Annotated in this window: 20 protein-coding genes; 15 read left to right on the top strand and 5 right to left on the bottom strand. The window is 68.0% G+C overall.

The genetic code is table 11. The features are described 5' to 3' along the window. The first annotated feature begins 73 nt into the window (after positions 1-73). Positions 74-727 (top strand): hypothetical protein, encoded by a 654-nt coding sequence (locus G6N31_RS13770; RefSeq protein WP_179964180.1) that lies wholly within the window; start codon positions 74-76, stop codon positions 725-727. Here G6N31_RS13770 and G6N31_RS13765 read toward each other — a convergent pair. Beyond that, complete coding sequence (locus G6N31_RS13765) at positions 716-2350, bottom strand: dihydroxyacetone kinase family protein (protein WP_098005154.1); 1635 nt, start codon at positions 2348-2350, stop codon at positions 716-718. The genes G6N31_RS13770 and G6N31_RS13765 overlap by 12 nt on opposite strands. A gap of 117 nt (positions 2351-2467) precedes the next feature. Between G6N31_RS13765 and mtrA the strand changes: the two genes are divergently transcribed. The 5 genes from mtrA to G6N31_RS13740 all read left to right on the top strand — a co-directional run bounded on the left by mtrA (position 2468) and on the right by G6N31_RS13740 (position 8025). Then, a complete protein-coding gene (gene mtrA / locus G6N31_RS13760) occupies positions 2468-3154 on the top strand; it encodes a two-component system response regulator MtrA (RefSeq protein ID WP_098005155.1) in 687 nt (228 codons plus the stop codon). 42 nt (positions 3155-3196) lie between these two features. After that, a complete protein-coding gene (gene mtrB / locus G6N31_RS13755) occupies positions 3197-4825 on the top strand; it encodes an MtrAB system histidine kinase MtrB (RefSeq protein WP_098005156.1) in 1629 nt (542 codons plus the stop codon). Then, positions 4822-6585 carry an MtrAB system accessory lipoprotein LpqB gene (gene lpqB, locus G6N31_RS13750; protein ID WP_098005157.1) on the top strand — a complete coding sequence of 588 codons (1764 nt, stop codon included), beginning with the start codon at positions 4822-4824 and terminating at the stop codon, positions 6583-6585. Before mtrB ends, lpqB begins: the two co-directional genes overlap by 4 nt. Further along, a complete protein-coding gene (locus tag G6N31_RS13745) occupies positions 6582-6965 on the top strand; it encodes a QcrA and Rieske domain-containing protein (protein WP_098005158.1) in 384 nt (127 codons plus the stop codon). Before lpqB ends, G6N31_RS13745 begins: the two co-directional genes overlap by 4 nt. A 151-nt stretch (positions 6966-7116) precedes the next feature. Then, complete coding sequence (locus G6N31_RS13740; protein ID WP_098005159.1) at positions 7117-8025, top strand: ESX-1 system-associated protein; 909 nt, start codon at positions 7117-7119, stop codon at positions 8023-8025. 763 nt (positions 8026-8788) lie between these two features. Here G6N31_RS13740 and G6N31_RS13735 read toward each other — a convergent pair. Further along, positions 8789-8998 (bottom strand): hypothetical protein, encoded by a 210-nt coding sequence (locus G6N31_RS13735; RefSeq protein ID WP_133117715.1) that lies wholly within the window; start codon positions 8996-8998, stop codon positions 8789-8791. Positions 8999-9452: 454 nt separating this feature from the next. On the opposite strand from G6N31_RS13735, the gene G6N31_RS13730 reads away from it, so the two are divergent. Continuing rightward, positions 9453-10277, top strand: coding sequence for an EspK C-terminal domain-containing protein (locus G6N31_RS13730; RefSeq protein WP_098005160.1), 825 nt, complete (start codon positions 9453-9455; stop codon positions 10275-10277). 11 nt (positions 10278-10288) lie between these two features. Here the strand turns inward: G6N31_RS13730 and G6N31_RS13725 are convergent, their stop codons facing one another. Beyond that, on the bottom strand, positions 10289-10978 hold the full coding sequence (locus G6N31_RS13725) for a PE domain-containing protein (protein ID WP_163722168.1): 690 nt from the start codon (positions 10976-10978) through the stop codon (positions 10289-10291). Positions 10979-11090: 112 nt separating this feature from the next. On the opposite strand from G6N31_RS13725, the gene G6N31_RS13720 reads away from it, so the two are divergent. Then, positions 11091-12008 carry a type IV toxin-antitoxin system AbiEi family antitoxin gene (locus tag G6N31_RS13720; RefSeq protein WP_098005161.1) on the top strand — a complete coding sequence of 306 codons (918 nt, stop codon included), beginning with the start codon at positions 11091-11093 and terminating at the stop codon, positions 12006-12008. Here G6N31_RS13720 and G6N31_RS13715 read toward each other — a convergent pair. Further along, positions 11959-13218 carry an IS30 family transposase gene (locus G6N31_RS13715; RefSeq protein ID WP_244962231.1) on the bottom strand — a complete coding sequence of 420 codons (1260 nt, stop codon included), beginning with the start codon at positions 13216-13218 and terminating at the stop codon, positions 11959-11961. The two genes, G6N31_RS13720 and G6N31_RS13715, sit on opposite strands and share 50 nt — an antisense overlap. Positions 13219-13535: 317 nt before the next feature. Between G6N31_RS13715 and G6N31_RS13710 the strand changes: the two genes are divergently transcribed. The 3 genes from G6N31_RS13710 (at position 13536) to secA (ending at position 18066) form a co-directional block, all read left to right on the top strand. Beyond that, positions 13536-14165, top strand: coding sequence for a ComF family protein (locus G6N31_RS13710; RefSeq protein ID WP_098004042.1), 630 nt, complete (start codon positions 13536-13538; stop codon positions 14163-14165). Between the two features lie 308 nt (positions 14166-14473). Then, a complete protein-coding gene (gene hpf / locus G6N31_RS13705; protein WP_420090831.1) occupies positions 14474-15121 on the top strand; it encodes a ribosome hibernation-promoting factor, HPF/YfiA family in 648 nt (215 codons plus the stop codon). A 182-nt stretch (positions 15122-15303) separates the two neighbouring features. Then, positions 15304-18066, top strand: coding sequence for a preprotein translocase subunit SecA (gene secA / locus G6N31_RS13700; protein WP_098004126.1), 2763 nt, complete (start codon positions 15304-15306; stop codon positions 18064-18066). 7 nt (positions 18067-18073) lie between these two features. Here the strand turns inward: secA and G6N31_RS13695 are convergent, their stop codons facing one another. Continuing rightward, positions 18074-18562 carry an Rv3235 family protein gene (locus G6N31_RS13695; protein ID WP_098004044.1) on the bottom strand — a complete coding sequence of 163 codons (489 nt, stop codon included), beginning with the start codon at positions 18560-18562 and terminating at the stop codon, positions 18074-18076. 173 nt (positions 18563-18735) lie between these two features. Here G6N31_RS13695 and G6N31_RS13690 point away from each other — a divergent pair, with 173 nt between their 5' ends. The 4 genes from G6N31_RS13690 to G6N31_RS13675 all read left to right on the top strand — a co-directional run bounded on the left by G6N31_RS13690 (position 18736) and on the right by G6N31_RS13675 (position 23215). Beyond that, positions 18736-20142: a WS/DGAT/MGAT family O-acyltransferase gene (locus G6N31_RS13690; RefSeq protein ID WP_098004045.1), complete on the top strand. Its 1407-nt coding sequence runs from the start codon at positions 18736-18738 to the stop codon at positions 20140-20142. 6 nt (positions 20143-20148) lie between these two features. After that, the gene (locus G6N31_RS13685) at positions 20149-20655 is read left to right on the top strand and encodes a DUF6912 family protein (RefSeq protein ID WP_098004046.1); all 507 of its coding nucleotides are present in this window, start codon (positions 20149-20151) and stop codon (positions 20653-20655) included. A gap of 86 nt (positions 20656-20741) precedes the next feature. Next, on the top strand, positions 20742-21896 hold the full coding sequence (locus G6N31_RS13680; RefSeq protein ID WP_098004047.1) for a ferredoxin reductase: 1155 nt from the start codon (positions 20742-20744) through the stop codon (positions 21894-21896). A 71-nt stretch (positions 21897-21967) separates the two neighbouring features. After that, the gene (locus G6N31_RS13675; RefSeq protein WP_098004048.1) at positions 21968-23215 is read left to right on the top strand and encodes a fatty acid desaturase family protein; all 1248 of its coding nucleotides are present in this window, start codon (positions 21968-21970) and stop codon (positions 23213-23215) included.

The following is a 23215-nucleotide window of genomic DNA, read 5'->3' as shown; positions in this document are numbered from 1 at the left end:
GATCGGCTCACACCCCCTATGCTCCGGTGCCAAGGGGAGTCGCTTCGGCGACACAGGCAACGGGGGTTTGTGCATGGCTGTTCGCGTCGGATCATCGGCAGTGCTCGACGACGAGGTCGACCAGCTGCGTGCAGCGGGGGAGCGATTCGATCAGGGGCGGCTCGACGAGGCCACGACGATGGCCGCGCACATCCGCAGGTTGGTGCACCGCACCGACGACTCACCGGCGCTGATCGACGGGCTCGGGCTGGGCGGCCGTCTGACCTGGGTCGACACCGCCGGCGTACCCAGCCCCAAGACCGCGTGCGCCACGGCCTGCCTGACGCTGACCAAGGTCAGTCCCCGGGCGCGCAACCACCGCGAGTTCGTGCCGAAGATGGGGCTCTATCCGCCCGCCCCGATCCGCACCCGCGACGGCGGGCAGATCGACCGCGGCTCCCGGATCCCGTTCGAGCACTGGTGGACCAACCCCGTCATCCGCGACGTCGACGGCACCGAGTACACCCGCAAGCAGCTCGTGCTCGCGTTGGCGAGCCGGCCGGGCAGCGCCCGTGATCCCGAGACGTGGGCGGCCTCCAACGCGCTGCGCGCCAGCGCCACCTTGAGCGCGCCCGTGGCGAGCAACCCGGTGCTGGCCAGCATCCGGCAGATCGCCTACGAGGTGGTGCAGTCGATCACCCAGCAGCGCACGCTCATCGACGACGCCGCCACCCCGCTAGCCGGCTGACGCGGCCTCGAACAACCACGACACCACCAGCGCACCCGGGTCGATGGCCTCTTTACCGGCCTCGCCGACGTAGCTGGCCCGCCCTTTGCGGGCCACCCGGTCCTTGGTCGATTCGGCGCCGTCGGTGGCCGCGTGGGCGGCCTGCCGCAGCGAGTCGCCGCGCTGCAGCGCCTCGTTGGCCGGGTGCAGCGCGTCGACGACGGTGTTGTCGCCGACCTGGGCGCCGCCGAGCTCGACAATGGCCTCCAGCGCCTCTTTCGTTCCGGCGGCCAGCGCCGTGGTGAGGTCGTCGCTGTCGGCGAAGGCCTTCGACAGCTCCCGGAACAGGGTGCCGAACACCGCCCCGGAGGTTCCGCCGGCCCGCACGAAGTAGGACTGGGCGAGTGCATCGAGGACCTCGGCGTCGCTGCCGCGCAACGGCAGCGAGAAGTGTTGCAGCGCCGCGGACATGTTGACCCCGAAGTCGCCGTCCCCGACCTGGCGGTCCAGCGCGGTGAGATCGTCGATCGCGTCCTGCACCCGGCCCACGAACGCCGACAGCCAGCCGCACTCGGCGCCCGAGTCGGCCGCGTCGTGCGGGGCGGCGAAAGTGGTGTCGGACAACGCCGACGGCGGCGCGGCGACCAGCCGGGGCCAGGCCGGGGCGTCGGTCGGCGCGTCCCACTGTCCGACCATCTCGTCGTCGGCGCGCACCACGGTCACCGACGCGCCGCGCATGTCCATCGCGGTGACCATCGTCCCGACCAGGCTGCGGACCACCCGCACCCCGAGGGCGGCCAGCTCGTCGAGCACATGGCCGAAGAGCAGATGCAGCTCCAGCGGATGGCTGCCGCCGAGGCCGTTGACGACGACGATCACGTCGTCACCCGAGGCCAGGTGCAGCGAGCCGTTGATGCGCTCCAGCAGGCTCTGCACGATCTCACCGGCCGGACGCCAGGCCGTCCGGTCCGCGCCGGACTCGCCGTGGATGCCGACGCCGAGTTCCATCTCGTCGCCGCCGAGGTCGAACGAGGGCTCGTCGGAGCCCGGCACGGTGCACGGGGTAAGGGCCACCGACATGCTGCGTGCGTTGTCGGCGACGCGCCGACCCAGCGCGGCGACTTCGGCCAGCGTGGCGCCTTGCGCCGCCGCGGCGCCGCAGATCTTCTCCACGACGATGGTGGCGCCGGTGCCGCGCCGACCGGGGGCGTCGTCGTCGGATTCGGTGGCCACATCGTCGGCGACGACGACGTAGTCGGTCTCGATCCCGTCGTCACCGACCATGTCGCGCGCGATCCGGAAGTTCATCATGTCGCCGGTGTAGTTCTTGACGATGTGCAGTACGCCGGCGTCGGAGTGCACATGCCTGGTGGCCGCGGCGATCTGCAGCGCGTTCGGCGAGGTGAAGATCAGGCCCGGACATACCGCGTCGAGCAGACCGTCGCCCAGCAGCCCGCTGTGCATCGGCTCGTGGCCGGACCCGCCGCCCGACACCAGCGCGACGCGACCGGCCGGCGTCGGCGTCTCCCGCGCCAGGAAGCCCGGGTCGCGGTGCCAGGTGATCCCGGGGTTGGCCGCCACGAAGCCGCGCAGTGCGTCGGTGAGGAACGAATCGACCGAATTGAAGAAGTATCGGTGCTCCATGCCCGCACACTAGTGGGCGCCCGGGAGGGGCCGGCGGCGGCGTTTGCCCAAGATTCTGCGTCTGCCACGTGAAACGCCCGGTGTGGTAGCACCGGTTTATCGCAATTCGGTGCCACCATGGACACCATGAGGCAAAGGATCCTGGTCGTCGACGACGACCCTTCGCTCGCCGAGATGCTGACCATTGTGTTGCGCGGTGAGGGCTTCGACACGGCGGTCGTCGGCGACGGCACCCAGGCTTTGACGGCCGTGCGCGAGCTGCGGCCCGATCTGGTGTTGCTGGATCTGATGTTGCCCGGCATGAACGGCATCGACGTCTGTCGGGTGCTGCGCGCCGATTCCGGTGTGCCGATCGTGATGCTGACCGCCAAGACCGACACCGTCGACGTGGTGCTCGGGCTGGAGTCGGGCGCCGACGACTACGTGATGAAGCCGTTCAAGCCCAAAGAGTTGGTGGCCCGAGTGCGGGCCCGGCTGCGCCGCAACGAGGACGAGCCCGCCGAGATGCTGTCCATCGCCGACGTCGACATCGACGTGCCGGCGCACAAGGTGACCCGCAACGGGGAGCAGATCTCGCTGACGCCGCTGGAGTTCGATCTGCTGGTGGCGCTGGCACGCAAACCGCGCCAGGTGTTTACTCGTGATGTGCTGCTCGAACAGGTGTGGGGCTACCGCCACCCCGCGGACACCCGTTTGGTGAACGTGCATGTCCAGCGCCTGCGGGCCAAGGTCGAGAAGGACCCGGAGAACCCGCAGGTGGTGTTGACCGTTCGAGGAGTGGGATACAAGGCCGGACCGCCGTGACTTTGACCGCTCGGCGGTCGCCGTGAGTTTTCGAGGATCGTCGTGATCTTCGGGTCACGGCGGCGGATTCACCGCCGGTCGGCGCCGCTGATCCGAGGGCTGGGCGCGCTCGGCCGCGCCCTGAGCCTGGCCTGGCGGCGGTCCCTGCAGCTGCGGGTGGTGACGCTGACCCTGGGGCTGTCGCTGGCCGTCATCCTGGTGCTCGGCTTCGTGCTGACCAGCCAGATCACCGACCGCATCCTGGAAGTCAAGGTCGGTGCCGCGACCGAGGAGATCGAGCGGGCCCGCACGACGGTCAGCGGGATTGTCGGCGGCGAGGAAACGCGCTCGCTCAACAGCAGCCTGCAGCTGGCCCGCAACACGTTGATCGACCGCAAGGCAGACACCGGGGCCGGGTTGGCCGGCACGTTCGACGCCGTGCTGATCGTGCCCGGGGACGGGCCGCGGGCGGCCACCGCGGCCGGCCCGATCGACCAGATCCCGGAGACACTGCGCGAATTCGTCAAGGCCGGGCAGGTCAGCTACCAGTACTCGACGGTGTTCACCGACGGGTTCTCCGGCCCGGCGCTGATCGTCGGCAGCCCCACGTCGTCGAGTGTCACCAATCTCGAGCTGTACCTGATCTTCCCGCTCAACAGCGAGGAGTCGACGATCGCGCTGGTGCGCGGCACCATGGCCACCGGCGGCGTGGTGCTGCTGGGGCTGCTCGCCGCGATCGCGCTGCTGGTGGCCCGCCAGATCGTGCTGCCGGTGCGGTCGGCGTCGCGCATCGCCGAGCGGTTCGCCGAGGGGCATCTCTCCGAGCGGATGCCGGTACGCGGCGAGGACGACATGGCGCGGCTGGCGGTGTCCTTCAACGACATGGCCGAAAGCCTGCAGCGCCAGATCACCCAACTCGAAGAGTTCGGAAACCTGCAGCGGCGCTTCACCTCTGACGTCAGCCACGAGCTGCGCACCCCGCTGACCACGGTGCGGATGGCCGCGGACCTGATCCACGACCACGCCGAAGATCTCGACCCGGCGCTGCGTCGGTCGATCGAACTGATGGTCAACGAACTCGACCGCTTCGAGTCGCTGCTCAACGATCTGCTCGAGATCTCGCGCCACGACGCCGGTGTCGCCGAACTGGCCGTCGAGGCCGTCGATCTGCGCAGTATCGTGCAGAGCGCGCTGGACAACGTCGGGCACCTGGCCGAGAGCGCGGGTGTGGAGCTGGTGTTCGACCTGCCGTCCGACGAGGTGATCGCCGAGGTCGACCCGCGGCGCGTGGAGCGGATCCTGCGCAACCTGATCGCCAACGCGATCGACCATGCCGAACACAAGCCGGTGCGCATCCGGATGGCCGCGGACGAGGACACCGTCGCGATGACGGTGCGCGACCACGGCGTCGGCCTGCGGCCCGGGGAGGAGAAGCTGGTGTTCTCCCGGTTCTGGCGGGCCGACCCGTCGCGGGTGCGTCGCTCCGGTGGCACCGGGCTGGGCCTGGCGATCAGCATCGAGGATGCGCGGCTGCACCAAGGCCGTTTGGAGGCGTGGGGCGAGCCCGGCAACGGCGCCTGCTTCCGGCTGACGTTGCCGTTGGTGCGCGGCCACAAGGTGACCAGCAGTCCGTTGCCGGTCAAACCGATCGACGAACCCGCTGCTGCGGTGCCGGTGCAGGAGTCGGTGTGAGGCGCCTGCTGACCGCGGTGTGGCTGGTGGCGACGCTGGCGGTGCTGACCGGCTGCGCCGGGGTGCCCACGTCGTCGTCGCCGCAGGCCATCGGCACGGTGGAGCGGCCCCCGCCGCCGAGCCTGCCCGAACCCACGCCGGGGATGGACCCGGACGTGCTCTTGCGCGAATTCCTCAAGGCGACAGCCGATCCCGCGAACCGGCATCTGGCGGCGCGGCAGTTCCTCACCGAGTCGGCATCTCAAGGCTGGGACGACGCCGGTAGCGCGCTGCTGATCGACAACGTGGTGTTCGTCGAAAACCGGACCCCGCAACGTGTTTCGGTGACGATGAAAGCCGACATCCTGGGCTCGCTGTCGGACATGGGGGTGTTCGAGACCGGCGAGGGCGCGCTGCCCGACCCGGGACCCATCGAGCTGGTCAAGACCCCCGACGGGTGGCGCATCGATCGACTGCCCAACGGAGTGTTCCTGGACTGGCAGCAGTTTCAGGCCACCTACAAGCGGCACACGCTGTACTTCGTCGACCCGACCGGCAAGACCGTGGTGCCCGACCCGCGCTACGTGGCGGTGTCGGATGCCGATCAGTTGGCCACCGAACTGGTGAGCAAGCTGATCGCCGGGCCGCGGCCCGAGATGGACAAGACCGTGCGGAATCTGCTGGGTCCGCCGCTGCGGCTGCGCGGGCCGGTGACCCGCGCCGACGGTGGTCGCACCGGCGTGGGCCGAGGCTACGGCGGTGCGCGCATCGAACTGGAGAATCTGTCCACCACCGATCCGGTCAGCAGGCAACTGCTTGCCGCGCAGGTGATCTGGACGTTGTCGCGCTCGGGCATCAACGGGCCCTACGTGATCAACGCCGACGGTGCTGCGCTCGACGACCGGTTCGCCGACGGCTGGGACACCGTCGACGTCGCCGCGACCGATCCCGGGGCCGCCGATGGCGCCGCAGCCGGATTGCATGCGCTGGTCGGCGGGTCGCTGGTGTCCCTCGATGGGTCGCGGGCGCCGCGGGTGCCGGGCTCGTTCGGGCAGATCCCGGGACAGACCGCGGCGTCGCTGTCCCGCAGCGGGCAGGAGGTGGCGTCAGTGGTGACGCTGCGCCCCGGGACGCCGGAGGTGGCGTCGTCGCTGTGGGTGGGGCCGTTGGGCGGCAACGCCGCTCAGGTGCTCGACGGCCGCACGTTGAGCCGGCCGTCGTGGGCGCTCGACGATGCGATCTGGGTGGTGGTCGACGGTCTCAACATCGTGCGCGTCATCCAGGACGCGTCGGGGGCTCCCGCCCGGATACCGGTGGACTCCTCGCAGGTGTCGACGCGCTTCCCCGGGGTGATCGGCGACATCCAGCTGTCCCGCGACGGCACCCGGGTGGCGTTGGTGATCGAGGGGCGCGTGGTCCTGGCCGGGGTCGAGCAGACGCCCCACGGCGGTTATGTGCTGACCTATCCGCGGCGGCTGGGCTACGGGATGGGCAACAGCGTGGTGTCGTTGTCGTGGCGCACCGGCGACGACATCGTCGTCACCCGCACCGACCCGCAGAGCCCGGTGTCCTACGTCAACCTCGACGGGGTGAATTCCGATGGGCCCAGCCGCAACCTGCTGATGCCGGTGAAGACGGTCGCGGCCAATCCGTCGGCGGTGTACGTGGCCGATCAGCGTGGTGTGCTGCAGCTGTCCGGGTCCGGTGCCGACGGTGAGCCCGGCTGGGTGGAGGTGCGGCCGCTGATGGCCGCGGGCGCGCTGCCGGTGTTGCCCGGATGAGGCGGGTGTTCCGCCGGCGGACGCTGCTGGCTGGTGCCGGGGCGGCGCCGCTGGTGGTGGCGGCCTGCGCGGACGAGTCACCGCCTCCCGAGAGCGAGCCGGGGGAGCTGATCGTCGGCGCGGCCTATGTGCCGGTGGGGTCCGGCGTCATCGCCGGCGAAGTCGTGGTGACCCAACCCGTCGTGGGGAACTACCAGGGATTTTCGGCGATCTGCACCCATGCCGGCTGCCTGTTGAACGAGGTGGTCGAGCAGACCATCTACTGCCCCTGCCACGGCAGCCGGTTCGATCTCGACGGCGCCGTGGTGTCCGGCCCGGCCGAGCGGCCCCTGCGCCCCATTGCCGTTCGTCTGCAGGGTGATTCAATCGTGCGTGGTTGATTTTGGTGTCGGGGCGGGGTTCGGAGGGCCGGTAACATGGCCGGTCATGGGGTGTGATCCTAGGGCTGGCCAGGTCGGATAGCGCATGTCCATGCCACCGATGCCGCCGGGGGGCGGTCCCGGTCTACCGGGCTCGGGCCGACGTCCCTGGATGTTGATTGGGGTCGTCTTCGCGGCCGTGGTGGTGCTGGTTGTCGGGCTGCTGGTCTGGCAGGCGCGGTCCGGAGATGCTTCTGAATCTGCCGACGCCGGTCTGGACCGGACGGTCGGCCTGCTGACTGAGAAGGATCCGGTGTGCGATGACTGGATTCGCTATGCCGATGAGTTGGCGGAAGAGACGCAGGAGTGGAGCGCGATCGATAAAACGATTTCGGCCGGACGATGGACGCCCGAACAACGCGCCGTTGTTGAGCGCGCTTCAGAGGCAATGACGTCTGCGGCGGATCGATTCGAGTCGATCCTGCCTAAGGCTGAAAACGTAGTCTTGCAGGAACTAATCACTCAATCGATCGTTTTCTGGCGCAAGTACGTTGAGCGGCTACCCACGTATGTGTACACAGACTCCATGATTGCTGGGGTTGCAGGCAATTTTGGCTCTGCAACGACATTCATGTGCACAGCTGTACCGATCGTCGTGGCCGGAAACTACACCGCCAATCCGGTGACGTCGTCGGCAGAGGATCCTGACGAGCTGACGCCCTTTATTTTCGCTTCTGATGACAGCTGTGAAGGAATAATTTCGCTGCTGGATCGCCAAAATAGGGTGTTAAGAGGTTGGGCATCCGGTGACCCGTCTGTCCCAGCCGCTGAATGGACGGCCAATGAACGGAAACTTAATGAGGCCGCAATCCCAGTGCTGGAAGCGGACGCATGGCAGGCGCAGAAGCTGGCCGAGGCGACCAGCAATTCGATCCTCTCCGACATCTTGACCACCTATGGTTCGTACCTGCGTGCCTATACGCAAGCCCTACCGGACTACGAACCGGACGACGGTCAGTTATGGAAGATTGCCACTTTCCTAGGCGGCGGTCTCGGGGCCGCGTGTAAGGCGCCACTGTGAGTTGGTGGCAAACCGATCGGCACACCGGTGCGTACGGAGGTCGGACTGTCGTTCCGCCGGCATGGCCCGAAGTCGACGAAGAGGTACTTGGCCAAGCAGCTGTCGAATTCGAGGCTCTAAGAGATGAAATTCGTTCATCGGTGATCCCTAATCTGAGAACTCGAATGATGTCGATTGCCGACGCTTGGGAGGGGAGCGGGTCTGAAGCTGCTCTCCGTGAAGTTAGCGCGATCATCAGCCAACACGAGCAGAACGCGAATCTTGCCGACGGCATATCGAAGAAGCTCCGGAGTATGGAGAATTCCGTCGTTAAGACGAAAATCGCGGCTAATGGTAACGCCGAGTCGACTCAATCCGATTGTGAAGAAACCAATCGCACCTCCGCGGATCCGTCGATCGCAGAGACGTTGAATGAAGCGAGAGTCGCCGTTGGATTGGGCGAAAATGTCCAACTGGTGTCCTCGAACGCGGCAGAGCTTGCCGGAAACATCGGGGCTCCGCCAGGAACTCCAGGGGCCGACGGAAAGGTGCCCGGCGAGGGGGTTCCGCCGACGACCGGTGATCAGGAAACGCAGGCGCAAAATCAGTACAGTTCAGGGCAATCAAGTGCCCCGCGCTATTTTGACGCCGGATACGCGAAGGGCAGTCCCGGTACCCGCGGAGGCGGCGGCAGTGGGACTGGTTCGACAGGCAGCGGGTCACTGCCCTCGAGCCCACGGGAGGCTCCGGCCGCGCCGCCACCTGCGCCGGCAGCATCTCCGAGTCAACAGGTCCCCCAGAGCGGTTCGAGCGGTCTCGGATCTTCTCCCAGCGGCAGCGTTTCTTCCGGCTCGAGTGGCTCCTCCGGCGGTATGGGCGGGGGCAGTGGCGGTTCGGCCGGGTCGGCGATGGGGTCCTCGTCGGGTTCGTCCTCCGGCGGGGGCTCGGGCGCGAAGTCGGGCTCCGGCTCGGGAGTGAAAGCAGACGCGGGCACCGCCACCGGAGCATCGCCAGCTTCCTCAGCTGCGACAGGCGCAGGCAGCGATAAGTCGGCAGCAGGCGGTGGCCGAACCGCGGGCGCAGGGATGCCGTCTGCGCAGCCCGTCGCGCAGTCTCCGTCGGCGCCGTTGAGTGCCCCCGCTCCAGCCGCGCAGCCCACGCCACCGCCAGCACCGACTCAGCCGTCGGCACCGGCCGCGACGACGCCGGCGGCGGCGTCACCGGGTGTCGCCGGCGCATCAGGGGGCGGGTTCGGTGGTGCCCCAGCGAGCGCCGCCCCCACCGGGGGCGCGCCTGTGTCGCCTCCGGTGCCGCTCGGGCCGCCAACCACGCCAGGTCCTCCCGGGCCTGTTCCTCCCGGAGGGGCTGCCGCCCCGGCGGTTCCAACCGCCGGACCCGGCGTCGCCCCGGCGTCCACGAGCGCGGCCTCGTCGGCCGGGCCTGCGCCGGTGCCGGTTTCGGCCGCCCGTGCCGAACGCGAGGCCGTGGCGAGCGCGGCGACTGCCGGTGCGCTCCGTCGCCAGCACCGGGGCAAGGACCCCGCCCAGCTCGCGCGTCGCATCGCGGCCGCACTGAACGCGAACATCTTTGACTTCGGCTTCTACTGGGTCGTCGGGCTCACGACTGACGGCACCATCGTCGTCGCCAACAGCTACGGCATCGGCTACATCCCTGCGGGCGTCCACCTGCCGCAGGGGATTCAGATGGCGACCGCCGACGAATCGATACCTGTGGTCGAGCGGGCCTGCTGGGCCACCTATCCGATTCTGGCTGTGCAGGGTTGGGTCCAGCACCACAACCAACGGCTACGCGTCGTGATTGCCACCGAGGAGCAGTTCCAAGGGTTCGACCCCGGCGTCGCCAAGATCGTGTTGCAGCCCGAAGACATGCCGATCGACGGCACGATGCAGGGCCGGACCCGGCTCGAGGTCCTCGCGTCGGCCGCCGCGGCCACTTTGAGCGCCACGAAGGACGACGACCTCTCGAAACTGTTGCCTCCGGCCCAAACTGACGACACATCACCAGAGGACAGGTCAGCCGCGCTGTGGTTCGAGGTGTGCAAGCCGCTGATGAGTACGTCCACCGCGCGCGTTGAGGTGCATCTGGCAGCCATGCGCACCTATTGCGACCATGCGATGCACCTGGCGCTCCACAAGGCGCAAACAGCCACCGACGTCGCCGAGCAGCGAGCCGCGATCGCCGACTGGGTCTACTGGCAGCACGAAAGCAGCATCATCAGCGAAGCGCTCGAGGCTGCACCGGTAACTGGTTGAGCCTCAGTCGATCACAGATCGATCGGATCGACGCGATCGGTGTGGCGGGCCTCGTCCTGCGCCGGATCGGGGGCACGCTCGGCAGCCGACGGGCCGGCCTCTGCGCCCTCGTCAGCGGGGGGCTGCTCCTCGGGTCGCTCGCTCTGTTCGACAAACTGCTCCGCCGGTGGCGCCGAGCCCTTGTCGGCGTCCGACTTTTCGACTTGGCCGGCGACTTGGGAGATCTGCTGCACCGCGCCCTGCGCACCCTGCATCACGCCCTGGGGCGCGGACGTGACCATGCCGGCCAGCTGCGCCGGCGCCTGGACCGCCTGACCGCCCATCTGCATGGCCGTGCTCATGAACTGACCGAACTGGCCGCCCGCACCACCTGCGCCTGCTGCGCTACCCGCCGTCGAGGCAGCAGTCGGTGGGGCCAGCTGTGTGTCGGCCACCGTCCGGATCTCCTCGCCGCCACCCTGATCGGTTGACTGGTACGCAGCGCGGGCACCGGCGAGGTTCGCTGCGAACTGCTGTTCCCGCGCATGGGTCTCGGCGACCGCCGCGGTCAGTTCGGCGGCGATTCCCGGCATGACCGCCGAGATCAGCGCGCTCATCGGGTCGCCGCCGGCTGGGATGACCGGCACCGGCGGCACGTTGACGACCGCGGGATCCCAGGTCAGCGCAGGGGGGTCGACCTTCAAGGGTGGCGGATCGCCCATGGGTCCCCTTTCCTGGCGGCAGTCAGCGTCGAGATTACCGGAGCTGCCAAGGGCCCGGCGGCACTGATTTCTGCTGCCTGTCAGTGTCGGTCGTGCCCCACAGACTTCGATCATGACTGAGCCGTTCCTGGGTAGCGAGGCCCTCAGAGCCGGTCGCCTGACGCGCCACCGGTTGCGCTCCGAATTCCGTTCCATCTATCCCGACGTGTATCTGCGCCTCACCGACCCTTTCACCGCCGTTACTCGGGCGAAGGCCGCCTGGCTGTGGACGCATCGCCGCGGCGTCGTCGCTGGCCGGTCGGCGGCGGCACTACACGGCGCGAAATGGATAGACCGGCGTTGGCCGGCCGAAGTCGTATGGGCCAATCGCCGCCCGCCGCCAGGTCTGCGGGTGTGGTCGGATGTTCTGGCCGACGACGAGGTCCAGATTTTGGACGGGATCACGGTGACCACCCCGGAGCGCACAGCGCTGGACATCGCGTGTCGCTACCCGCTGGAGCGGGCTCTGCCGACGCTCGACGCGCTGGCGCACGCAACACAATTCAAGATCGCTGAAGTTGAGTTGCTGGCCGAGCGGCACAAGGGCCGGCGCGGCATCCGGCGGGCCCGCCAGACGCTCGACCTTGTCGACGGGGGTGCCGAGTCTCCGCAGGAGACGCGCATCCGACTCCTGGTCATCAAGAAGGGATATCCCCGCCCGCGTACGCAGATCCCCGTTCATGACGACTACGGGGGGTTGATCGCCGAATTGGACATGGGCTGGGAAGAACCCAAGATCGCCATCGACTACGAGGGCGATCACCATCGGCGGACGCGCAAGGAGTTCAACAAGGGCATCCGCCGCCATGATGCGATCACCGAACAGGGCTGGGACGACATCCGGGTGACCGCCTTGGACACCGACGGCGGGGTGCTTGCTCGGCTGGCGGAGAGTTGGCGTCGGCGAGTGTGCGGTGGGGGCGGTCGCGAGGGCCTTGGATTCAAGCGGTCGTTGCAACAAATGTGGACGGGTCTGAGAGTAGCCGGTTAAGTTCCTCGGCGGGGGTGCGCCAGTTGTGGCGTTTGCGGGGTCGGGCGTTGAGTTCGGCGGCGACCTCGTCTAGCCAGCCGGGGCCGTAAAAGGACAGGTCGGTGCCTTTGGGAAAGTACTGCCGCAAGAGTCCGTTGGTGTTTTCGTTGGTGCCGCGCTGCCAGGGGCTGTGCGGGTCGCAGAAGTAGATCGGCAGGCCGGTGGCTTCGGTGATCTTGGTGTGCAATGCCATCTCGCTGCCTTGGTCCCAGGTCAGTGAGCGGCGCAGGATTTCGGGGATTTCGGGGATCTTGGCCGACATGGCCTCGGCCAGGGTGGCTGCGGTGCGATCGGCGGGCAGATGCAGCAGCACCACGAACCCGGTGGTGCGTTCGACCATGGTGCCGATCGCTGAGCCCGAGGCGGTACTGCCCAGGATCAGATCGCCTTCCCAATGACCCGGGATCGCGCGGTCGTCAGCTTCAGCAGGTCGCTGGCTGATGTTGACCATGCCCTTGAGCTTTCCGGTGCCAGTAGGGTGCGGCCCTGTGGTTTTCGTTGAGTGCGGCCGGTGCGTAGCGCGGTCTTGACCAGCCGGGCAAGCCCCGCGAGGCTGGACATACATGGACTGATAAATCGTTTCGTGCGACACCCACATCTCCGGGTCGTCGGGGAACTCTTCGCGCAGCCGGCCCGCGATCTGCTCGGGGCTGTGCCGATGCTTCAAGCGTTGCACAACCTGGTCGAGCAGGACGGGGTTGGTGTCGAGTTTGCGTGGCTTGGGACGTTTGGCGTGGGCCTCAACGCTGCCCTGCCCGACGCGCGCCCGGTATCCCGAGGCGGTCTGCCCGCGACGGGTCTCACGACTGATCGTGGACCGATGTCGCCCCAGCAATGCTGCGGCCCGAGCCGGTGAATGCCCCGTCTCCAGCAGTTCTTCTAACCGACAGCGTTCAAGAAACGACATCGGCCCTGCCGGTGATGACGCGGTGTCGAGATCGCTAACCACAGCAAGAGGTGTTCTGGGCACGTAACCAGCCTGTTGGACCCACCGCAGGGCCGTGTGCTCCGACACGCCGGCGAACACCGCGGCCTGCGTCGGCGAGGACCCCGACCGCAACGCGGTCCAAAACGCGTCCCGAGCCTCTTGCGAATACCGTGTGCCGTAATGCTTCTTAGTGGTCTGATAACCGGCGTCTCTGGCCCATTTGCGACCCGTGGCACCAGCCACCCCGGCCACTGTCGCCGCCGCCGTCGGCGACACCCCCGACCTCAACGTTGCGAAGAACACCTCGCGGACAGACTCTGGCACTTGTTTGCAGCCATGCATCCGAAACCCCATCGAGCAACAACCCTCCATAAGCTCAGGTGTTGCAGCGACCACTTGAGATCAAGGGCGTTTTTCCGCCGTGAGTTCACGCTCGGTGGTGGCGTTCGCCGTGAGTGCACGCTCGGCGAAGGCCGAGCCCGAAGGCCGAGCCCGAAAGCCGAGCCCGAAGGCCAAGCCCGAAAGCCGAGCCTGTCGGAGCCGAACCCCACACTGAGCCCATGCTCGATCTGGTCCTGCCGCTGCAGTGCGGCGGCTGCGGCGCCGCGGGCACGCGATGGTGCCCGATCTGCGCCCGGGAGCTCGCGGTCAGGCCGGACGAACCCCACGTCGTGACGCCGCGGGTGGACCCGGGCGTCCCGGTGCTGTCGCTGGGCCGCTACGCCGGGTCCCGCAGACGAGCCATCGTCGCGCTGAAGGAGCACGGCCGCGCCGACCTCGCCGCCCCGCTGGCGGAAGCGCTGACAACGGCCTTGAGCAACCTGCTGACCTGGAACGTCCTCGACACGCCGCTGACCGTGGTGCCCGCACCGACCCGCCGCAGCGCGGCCCGTCGCCGCGGCGGTGACCCGATCACGAGGATCGCCGACAAGGCCGCCACGGGTCTGCCCGGGCTCACCGTCCGCCCGGCGCTGCACCTGAAAGCGTTCACCCGCGACTCGGTGGGGCTGTCCAGCGCCGATCGCCAGCGCAACATCGCCGGACGCATTCGCGTCAGCACGCCGGTCGGCGGCGCCGTCATCGTCGTCGACGACGTCGTCACCACCGGTGCCACCGCCGCGGAGTCGGTCCGCGCCCTGCAAACCCGCGGCGCGGACGTCCTCGCCGTCTTGGCATTGGCACACGCCTGACAGATCAACCCTGCGTGAAGAACTGAAAACAGGTGTGTCGAATCAGTGGCCGAGTGGGTAACTACGGACTACCGTCGGCACCAACAGTCCGTGAACATCTCACGGCGGCGTTCAAAACGCGTGACGCCGGTATCGCGCCAGCGATAGGAGGTGAGTAGTCGACACCTTGCACCGGCGAGCGACGAGACCAGGCATGCCCCGTCGGTGCGATTTCGTATTCACATCAGAATGCACGCCCCGCCGTGCACGGGTGAAAGAGGATCGAGTTGCCAAGCATGTCAAGGTATTCCGTGGAGTCCGCAAACACGATGGTGGCTGACGACGAATCGTCGCAGCCTTCTCCAAACGCCGAAGTGGTGGTGAAGGGCCGCAACGTCGAGATCCCCGACCACTTCCGCGTGTACGTGTCCGAGAAGTTGTCCCGCCTGGAACGATTCGACCGCACGATCTACCTGTTCGACGTCGAGCTCGACCACGAGAAGAACCGGCGCCAACGCAAGAACTGTCAGCACGTCGAGATCACCGCGCGCGGCCGTGGACCCGTCGTACGCGGCGAAGCCTGCGCCGACAGCTTCTACGGCGCCTTCGAAGCCGCCGTGAGCAAACTCGAGTCCCGGCTGCGGAAGAGCAAGGACCGCCGCAAGATCCACTACGGCGACAAGACCCCGGTCTCGTTGGCCGAAGCCACCTCGCCCGAACACCTCGAGCGCGCTTTCGCCATGCCGGCTCAGGACACCGCGCCGGCCGAAGGCCAAGTCGACCTCGACGACCACACCCCGGGCCGCATCGTCCGGGTTAAGGAGCATCCCGCGACCCCGATGACCGTCGATGACGCGCTCTACGAGATGGAACTCGTCGGCCACGACTTCTTCCTCTTCCACGACAAAGAGCACGACAAGCCGACGGTGGTGTACCGCCGGCACGCCTTCGACTACGGCCTGATCCGCCTGGCCTGATCCGGCCCGATCCGCCCAACACGAGTCCCCCGGAAACCCAATCCGGGGGACTCGTGCCGTGCATGACCAGGGTTTTCGCGTAGTCCCCTACGATGGGGTCGGTCTGAAACCGCACATCGCCCGAAGTAAAGAGGATCAAGCACGTGCTTCTCGACAAGTTGCTCCGACTCGGCGAAGGCCGCATGGTCAAGCGCCTCAAGGGCGTGGCTGATTACGTCAACACCCTGGCCGACGACGTCGAGAAGCTCTCCGACGCCGAACTGCGCGGAAAAACCGACGAGTTCAAAACTCGCATCGAAAACGGCGAAAGCCTCGATGACCTGCTGCCCGAGGCGTTCGCCGTAGCCCGTGAGGCGGCCTGGCGGGTGCTCAACCAGCGCCACTTCGACGTCCAGGTGATGGGCGGGGCGGCGCTGCACTTCGGGAACGTCGCCGAGATGAAGACCGGTGAGGGCAAGACCCTGACCGCGGTGCTGCCTGCCTACCTCAACGCGCTGGCCGGCAAGGGCATGCACATCGTCACGGTCAACGACTACCTGGCCAAACGCGACGCCGAGCAGATGGGTCGCGTGCACCGCTTCCTGGGCCTCGAGGTCGGCGTGATCCTGTCCCAGATGACCCCCGACGAGCGGCGCGCCGCGTACAACGCCGACATCACCTACGGCACCAACAACGAATTCGGCTTCGACTACCTGCGCGACAACATGGCGCTGCGGCTCGAAGACTGCGTGCAACGCGGCCACACCTTCGCGATCGTCGACGAGGTCGACTCCATCCTCATCGACGAGGCGCGCACCCCGCTGATCATCTCCGGCCCGGCCGACGGCGGCTCCAGCTGGTACACCGAGTTCGCCCGGCTCGCGCCGATGATGGAGAAAGACGTCCACTACGAGGTCGACATCAAGAAGCGCGTGGTGGGTGTCCACGAGCTGGGCGTCGAGTTCGTCGAGGACCAGCTCGGTATCGACAACCTCTACGAAGCCGCCAACTCGCCGCTGATCAGCTACCTCAACAACGCGATCAAGGCCAAGGAGCTCTTCGAACGCGACAAGCACTACATCGTCCGCAACGGCGAGGTGCTCATCGTCGACGACTTCACCGGCCGTGTGCTGGTGGGGCGCCGCTACAACGAGGGCCTGCATCAGGCCATCGAGGCCAAGGAGCAGGTCGAGATCAAGGCCGAGAACCAGACGGTCGCCACGATCACGCTGCAGAACTACTTCCGGCTCTACGACAAGCTCGCCGGCATGACCGGCACCGCCGAGACCGAGGCCGCCGAGCTGCACGAGATCTACAAGCTGGGTGTGGTCACGATCCCGACCAACAAGCCGATGATCCGTACCGACCAGTCCGACCTGATCTACAAGACCGAAGAGGCCAAGTTCATGGCGGTCGTCGACGACGTCGTCGAACGCTATGAGAAGGGCCAGCCGGTGCTGATCGGCACCACCAGCGTCGAGCGCTCGGAGTTCCTGTCGCGCCAGTTCCAGAAGCGGCGCATCCCGCACAACGTGCTCAACGCCAAGTACCACGAGCAGGAGGCCGGCATCATCGCCGAGGCCGGCCGGCTCGGCGCGATCACCGTGGCCACCAACATGGCCGGCCGCGGCACCGACATCGTGCTCGGCGGCAACGTCGACTATCTGCTGGACCGCCGGCTGCGTCAGCGCGGGCTGGACCCGATCGACACGCCCGAGGATTACGAGACGGCGTGGCACGACGAACTTCCACACGTCCGCGAAGAGGTGGCCGCCGAGGCCAAGGACGTCGTCGCCGCCGGCGGCCTGTACGTGCTGGGCACCGAACGCCACGAGTCGCGCCGCATCGACAACCAGCTGCGCGGCCGCTCAGGCCGCCAGGGTGACCCCGGCGAGTCCCGGTTCTATCTGTCGCTGGCCGACGAGCTGATGCGCCGCTTCAACGGTGCGACGCTGGAGACGCTGCTGACGCGGCTGAACCTGCCCGACGACGTGCCGATCGAGGCCAAGATGGTCTCGCGGGCGATCAAGAGCGCCCAGACCCAGGTCGAGCAGCAGAACTTCGACATCCGCAAGGAAGTCCTCAAGTACGACGAGGTGATGAACCAGCAGCGCAAGGTCATCTACGCCGAGCGCCGCCGCATCCTGGAGGGCGAGAACCTCGCCGAGCAGGCACACCAGATCCTGCGCGACGTCGTCACCGCCTACGTCGACGGCGCCACCGCCGAGGGCTACTCCGAGGACTGGGACCTGGAGAAGCTGTGGGAGGGCCTCAAGCAGCTCTACCCGGTGGGCATCGACCACCACGATCTGCTCGACACCGACGCCGTCGGCGAACCCGGTGAGCTGACCCGCGACGAGCTGTTCGACGCGCTGATGGCCGACGCCGAGCGTGCCTACGCCGAGCGGGAACGCCAGATCGACGAGATCGCCGGCGACGGCGCGATGCGGCAGCTGGAACGCAACGTGCTGCTCAATGTGCTCGACCGCAAGTGGCGCGAACACCTCTACGAGATGGACTACCTGCGCGAGGGCATCGGCCTGCGCGGTCTGGCCCAGCAGCGTCCCGAGGTGGAGTACGCCCGCGAGGGCTACGACATGTTCATCGGCATGCTCGACGCGATGAAAGAGGAGTCGGTCGGCTTCCTGTTCAACGTCCAGGTAGAGGCCGCACCGGCACCGGCCGTCGCGCCGGTGGCACCGCCGTCCGGGCTCGCCGAGTTCGCCGAGGCGGCTTCCCGGCAACGCGGCGGCGTCGCCACCAAGCCCCGTCCCGTCGCTCCGGGATTGCGCGCCAAGGGTATCGACGACAGCCAGCAGCAGCTGACCTACTCCGGCCCGTCCGAGGACGGCGGGGTGGAGGTCAAGCGGACCGGCGGCGCCAAGCCCGCCGGCGGCTCGCGCCGGGAACGCCGGGAGGCCGCGCGGCAGCAGAAGGCGGGCGGCAAGCACGCCAAGCGGCGCTGACGCGGGCTCACCCGATCTGCAGCGCGACGATGCGCCAGCTGTCGCGGTGACGTTCGATGCGCGCGGCGATCGCGTGCACCCGTCCGGCACGCCGAAACGAGCCGAACACCTCCGCAGCGCCGATGCCGGCGCCGTCAGTGCCGGCGTCGACCGCGCGGGTGCGGACCCGCAGCATCGACGCACTGCCGCTGCGGGTGGCCTTCGCCCGCGCGATCACCCGCTCGACCAGCACCGGCGTCATCAGCGGGCGTAGCTGCGCGACCGGCCGACGCCGGTCGATGACCTCCAGCAGTTGACGCAGCGCGGTCTCGGCGAACACCACCGCAGTCTTCGGCGGGGCGGGCTCGCCGCGTCGGGGGCCGCGCGCCGGCCGGGGTGTGGAGCGGTGCAGCGCGGTCGGCGCCAGGCAGGATCGGTCCGACGGCAGCGGCGCCGGTTCGTAATCGATGACCGGGGCGACGGTGAACTGCTCGGTGGCAATCGAAGAAGCGGGCATGAACTCTCCAGCGAGGTCGGGTCGAACAGGAAATCTGCTGGAGAGTGGCAGACCATCTCATGATGACATGGGTATCCGACCCCTTTGAGCACCCGTTATGGCACGGGCACCACCGGTGCCCGTAACGTGTCAGCGTCTTGTCAGGGGCGATCGGGAGGGAGACGGCGAGCGCGATGGTGACCAGATTGTCGGCGTCGGATGCGTCGTTCTTCCGGTTGGAGAACTCGTCGACGCCGATGTACGTCGGAACGCTGCAGATCGTGCGCAAACCGCGCAACGGCCTGAGCTACGAGACGCTGCTGCACACCGTCGAACAGCGATTGCCGCAGATCCCGCGCTACCGCCAGAAGGTGCGCGAGGTGAGGTTCGGGCTGGCCCGGCCGGTCTGGGTCGACGACCGCGACTTCGACATCACCTACCACATCCGGCGCTCGGCGCTGCCTTCGCCGGGAAGCGACGCCCAACTGCACGAACTCATCGCCCGGCTGGCTGCCCGCCCGCTGGACAAGTCGCGCCCGCTGTGGGAGATGTACCTGGTCGAGGGTCTGGCCAAGAATCGGTTGGCGATCTACACCAAGTCCCACCAGGCCCTGGTCAACGGCATGACCGCGCTCGAGATCTGCCACGTCATCGCCGACCGCACCCAGAAGCCGCCGCAGTTCGGTGAGGACATCTGGATTCCGGCGCGCGAGCCCAGCGACAACCAACTGCTCCTCGGCGCGGTGGGGGAGTGGATCACCCGACCCACCGCGCAGGCCGCTGCGCTGCGCTCGGCGGTCACCGAAACCGTCACCAACACCGGCGAGCTGCTCGACTTGGGCCGGCGCGTGGCCGACGTCGCGCGCACCGTCGCCCGCGGCACCGCGCCCAGCAGCCCCCTGAACGCCACCGTGTCACGCAACCGCCGCTTCTCGGTGGCCTCGGCCGACCTCGACCACTTCCGGCTGGTCAAGACCCGCTACGACTGCGACATCAACGACGTGGTGCTGGCCGTGGTGGCTGGAGCGCTGCGCAACTGGCTGCTCTCGCGCGCCGAGCCGGTGACCGCGACGTCGCGGGTGCGCGCGATGGCGCCGATGTCGGTCTACGCCGAAGACCTCGATTCCTCGGCCGGGCAGGCGGTCAACGACGTCGCGCCGTTCCTGGTCGATCTGCCCGTCGGCGAGGCGAACCCGGTGGTGCGGCTGTCACAGATCGCGCACGCCACCGAATCGCACCCCACCGCGTCGAGCCTGGTGGACGCCCGCTCGATCGTGACGCTGTCGGGCTTCGCGCCGCCCACCCTGCACGCGATGGGCATCCGGGTGGCGACCAGCTTCTCGGCGCGGCTGTTCAACCTGCTGATCACCAACGCGCCCGGCGCCCAGAAGCAGATGTACATCGCCGGCACCAAGCTGCTCGAGACCTACGCGGTGCCACCGCTGCTGCACAACCAGGCGCTGGCCATCGGCGTCACGTCCTACAACGGCATGCTGTACTTCGGCATCAACGCCGACCGCGACGCGATGAGCGACGTCGAGATGGTCCCGAGCCTGATGCAGGAGGCACTCGACGAGCTGGTCGACGCGGCGCGAAGCTAGTCTCACGTGGTGCGCGTCTACGTCCCCGCCACCCTGGCGATGCTGCAACAGCTGGTCGCCGACGGGTCGGTGCACCCGGTCGGCGGCACCGCGTTCGCGGTGACCCCCACCCTGCGCGAGGCCTACGCAGAAGGCGACGACGACGAACTGGCCGAGGTGGCGCTGCGCGAGGCCGCGTTGGCGTCGCTGCGGTTGCTCGACGACCAGGCCGACGCGGCACTGCCGCCGCGGCGTGCGGTGCTCGAGGCCGACGCCGCCGACGCCGACGTCACGCTGCGCGCCGACCTCGACGACGCCGTGGTGCGGTTGTCCGGTGACATTCCGCTGAGCACGGTGATCGCCGCCTACGTCGACAACGCCGCCGCCGAGGACGCGGTGCGCGCGGCGGTCGCGGTCATCGACGAGGCCGACCTGGGGGACGAGGATGCCGAGCTGACCGTGGGCGACGCCCAGGATCACGACCTCGCGTGGTACGCGCCGCAGGAGCTGCCGTTCCTGCTCGACCTGCTCTGAGGCCTGCATACGGTACCGTAAGTTACGGTACCGTAGGTAGGCATCTGCGGGTATTGAGTTCGCACGCAAACCGGGCAGGAGCCGTCATGGCCAAGAACACCGTCAAGACCTCGGCCAGAGTCGCCGACACCGTCCGGCCGACCATCGCCGGCGCCAAGGACAGACCTGGTCTGCACCTGTTGCGGACCGTCGTCGGCCGCGTCACCACCCCGCTGCTTCCCGACGACTACCTCAAGCTGGCCAACCCGCTGTGGTCGGCGCGCGAGCTGCGCGGCAAGGTCGTCGAGGTCCGACGCGAAACCCACGACTCCGCGACCCTGGTGATCAAACCCGGATGGGGTTTCTCCTTCGACTACCAGCCCGGCCAGTACATCGGCATCGGCCTGCTCGTCGAGGGCCGGTGGCGCTGGCGGTCATACTCGCTGACCTCCCCGCCGGAACGTCGCCATGGTCGTAGCAAGGGGTCGCGCACCATCACGATCACCGTCAAAGCCATGCCCGAGGGGTTTCTGTCGACCCACCTGGTCGGCGGGGTGGCGCCCGGGACGATCGTGCGATTGGCGGCGCCGCAGGGCAACTTCGTGATGCCCGACCCGGCGCCACCGTCGGTGCTGTTCCTCACCGCCGGATCGGGGATCACGCCTGTGATGTCGATGCTGCGCACGCTGGTGCGGCGCGGGCAGCTCGGCGACGTCGTGCACGTGCATTCGGCGCCCACCGCGGCCGATGTGCTGTTCGCCGCGGAGCTGGCCGAACTTCAGCAGCAGCAGAAGGGTTTCCGGCTGACGCTTCGGGCTACCCGTTCGGAGGGCCGGCTCGACCTGTCCCGTCTCGACGAGGTGGTGCCGGACTGGCGCGGGCGCCAGACCTGGGCGTGCGGGCCGGCGGCGATGCTGGAGGCCGCTGAGCGCACGTGGTCGGCGGCCGGGCTGACCGACCAGCTGCACCTGGAGCGGTTCGCGGCGTCGCGTGCCGCGGCGCACGGCAGCGGCGGCACGGTGGAGTTCGCACGCTCGGACAAGACCGCCGTGATCGACGGCGCGACATCGCTCCTCGAGGCAGGTGAGGCGGCCGGGGTGCCGATGCCCTTCGGCTGCCGGATGGGGATCTGCCAGTCGTGTGTGGTGGGTCTGCTCGACGGGCACGTCCGCGACCTGCGCACGGGCGTGGAGCACGAGCCGGGGGCGCGGGTGCAGACCTGCGTGTCGGCGGCGTCGGGTGATTGCACACTCGACGTATGAGGTTTACTGGGTAGTAACCTACGGATTCGTAGGTTACGGTAGCGTAGGTAGCCGGAAGGAGGGCTGAACCCATGGCGGTCACCGACGTACCCGAGTTCGCGCATCTGACCGATGCCGACATCGAGAGCCTTGCGCACGAACTCGACGCGATCAGGCAGGACATCGAAGACTCCCGCGGCGAGCGCGACGCGCGCTACATCCGTCGCACCATCGCCGCGCAACGTGCGCTGGAGGTCACCGGCCGGCTCCTGCTGGCCGGAAGCTCCAAGCGGGCCTTCTGGTGGGCGGGCGCCACGACGCTGGGCGTGGCCAAGATCGTCGAGAACATGGAGATCGGGCATAACGTCATGCACGGTCAGTGGGATTGGATGAACGATCCCGAGATCCACTCCTCGACGTGGGAATGGGACATGAGCGGGGCGTCGAAGCACTGGCGCTTCACCCACAACTTCATGCACCACAAGTACACGAACATCCTCGGCATGGACGACGACGTGGGCTACGGCCTGCTGCGCGTCACCCGCGACCAGAAGTGGACGCCGGCCAACCTGCTCAACATCCCGTTCAACGCGATGCTGGCGACCTTCTTCGAATGGGGCGTCGGGTTGCAGCACTTGGAGATCGGCAAGGTCTTCAAGGGCCGCGACGATCGCCGTGCCACGCTGGTGCGCATCCGGGAGTTCCTGGCCAAGGCCGGTGGACAGGTGTTCAAGGACTACGCGGCGTGGCCGGCGTTGACCTCGCTGTCCCCGGGCGCGACCTTCGCGTCGACCGCCAAAGCCAACGCGCTGGCCAACATCATCCGCAACGTCTGGTCCAACGCGGTGATCTTCTGCGGCCATTTCCCCGATGGCGCAGAGAAATTCACCAAGACCGACATGGTCGGTGAGACCAAGGGCGAGTGGTACCTGCGGCAGATGCTGGGCAGTGCCAACTTCGACAACGGCCCGGTGCTGCGGTTCATGAGCGGCAACCTGTGCCATCAGATCGAGCACCACCTGTACCCGGATCTGCCGAGCAACCGCTTGCACGAGGTGTCGCTGCGGGTGCGCGAACTGTGCGACAAGTACGACCTGCCCTACACCACGGGATCCTTCCTGGTCCAGTACGGCAAGTCATGGCGCACCATCGCCAAACTGTCGCTGCCCGACCGTTTTCTGCGCGACACCGCAGACGACGCGCCGGAGACGCGCAGCGAGGCGATGTTCGCCGAGCTTCCCGCTGCCGAGCGGCGCGGGCTGAAGTCAGCCATCGCCGCGGTGCGGGATCGGCGCCGCGCCAAGCGCACCGAGAAAGCTGCGCTGCGACCAGCGGCCTGA

The organism is Mycolicibacterium duvalii, assembly GCF_010726645.1.
Classification (GTDB): domain Bacteria; phylum Actinomycetota; class Actinomycetes; order Mycobacteriales; family Mycobacteriaceae; genus Mycobacterium; species Mycobacterium duvalii.
The sequence above is the reverse complement of the archived record's forward strand: the minus strand, read 5'-3'. Positions and strand labels throughout refer to the sequence as shown.

Bases quoted from the DNA above. Each gene is read 5' to 3' on its own strand.
- G6N31_RS13770 (WP_179964180.1), top strand. From the start codon at position 74: ATGGCTGTTCGCGTCGGATCATCGGCAGTGCTCGACGACGAGGTCGAC.
- G6N31_RS13765 (WP_098005154.1), bottom strand. From the start codon at position 2,350: ATGGAGCACCGATACTTCTTCAATTCGGTCGATTCGTTCCTCACCGAC.
- mtrA (WP_098005155.1), top strand. From the start codon at position 2,468: ATGGACACCATGAGGCAAAGGATCCTGGTCGTCGACGACGACCCTTCG.
- G6N31_RS13745 (WP_098005158.1), top strand. From the start codon at position 6,582: ATGAGGCGGGTGTTCCGCCGGCGGACGCTGCTGGCTGGTGCCGGGGCG.
- G6N31_RS13740 (WP_098005159.1), top strand. From the start codon at position 7,117: ATGTTGATTGGGGTCGTCTTCGCGGCCGTGGTGGTGCTGGTTGTCGGG.
- G6N31_RS13725 (WP_163722168.1), bottom strand. From the start codon at position 10,978: ATGGGCGATCCGCCACCCTTGAAGGTCGACCCCCCTGCGCTGACCTGG.
- G6N31_RS13720 (WP_098005161.1), top strand. From the start codon at position 11,091: ATGACTGAGCCGTTCCTGGGTAGCGAGGCCCTCAGAGCCGGTCGCCTG.
- G6N31_RS13710 (WP_098004042.1), top strand. From the start codon at position 13,536: ATGCTCGATCTGGTCCTGCCGCTGCAGTGCGGCGGCTGCGGCGCCGCG.
- hpf (WP_420090831.1), top strand. From the start codon at position 14,474: ATGGTGGCTGACGACGAATCGTCGCAGCCTTCTCCAAACGCCGAAGTG.
- secA (WP_098004126.1), top strand. From the start codon at position 15,304: ATGGTCAAGCGCCTCAAGGGCGTGGCTGATTACGTCAACACCCTGGCC.
- G6N31_RS13695 (WP_098004044.1), bottom strand. From the start codon at position 18,562: ATGCCCGCTTCTTCGATTGCCACCGAGCAGTTCACCGTCGCCCCGGTC.
- G6N31_RS13690 (WP_098004045.1), top strand. From the start codon at position 18,736: ATGGTGACCAGATTGTCGGCGTCGGATGCGTCGTTCTTCCGGTTGGAG.
- G6N31_RS13680 (WP_098004047.1), top strand. From the start codon at position 20,742: ATGGCCAAGAACACCGTCAAGACCTCGGCCAGAGTCGCCGACACCGTC.
- G6N31_RS13675 (WP_098004048.1), top strand. From the start codon at position 21,968: ATGGCGGTCACCGACGTACCCGAGTTCGCGCATCTGACCGATGCCGAC.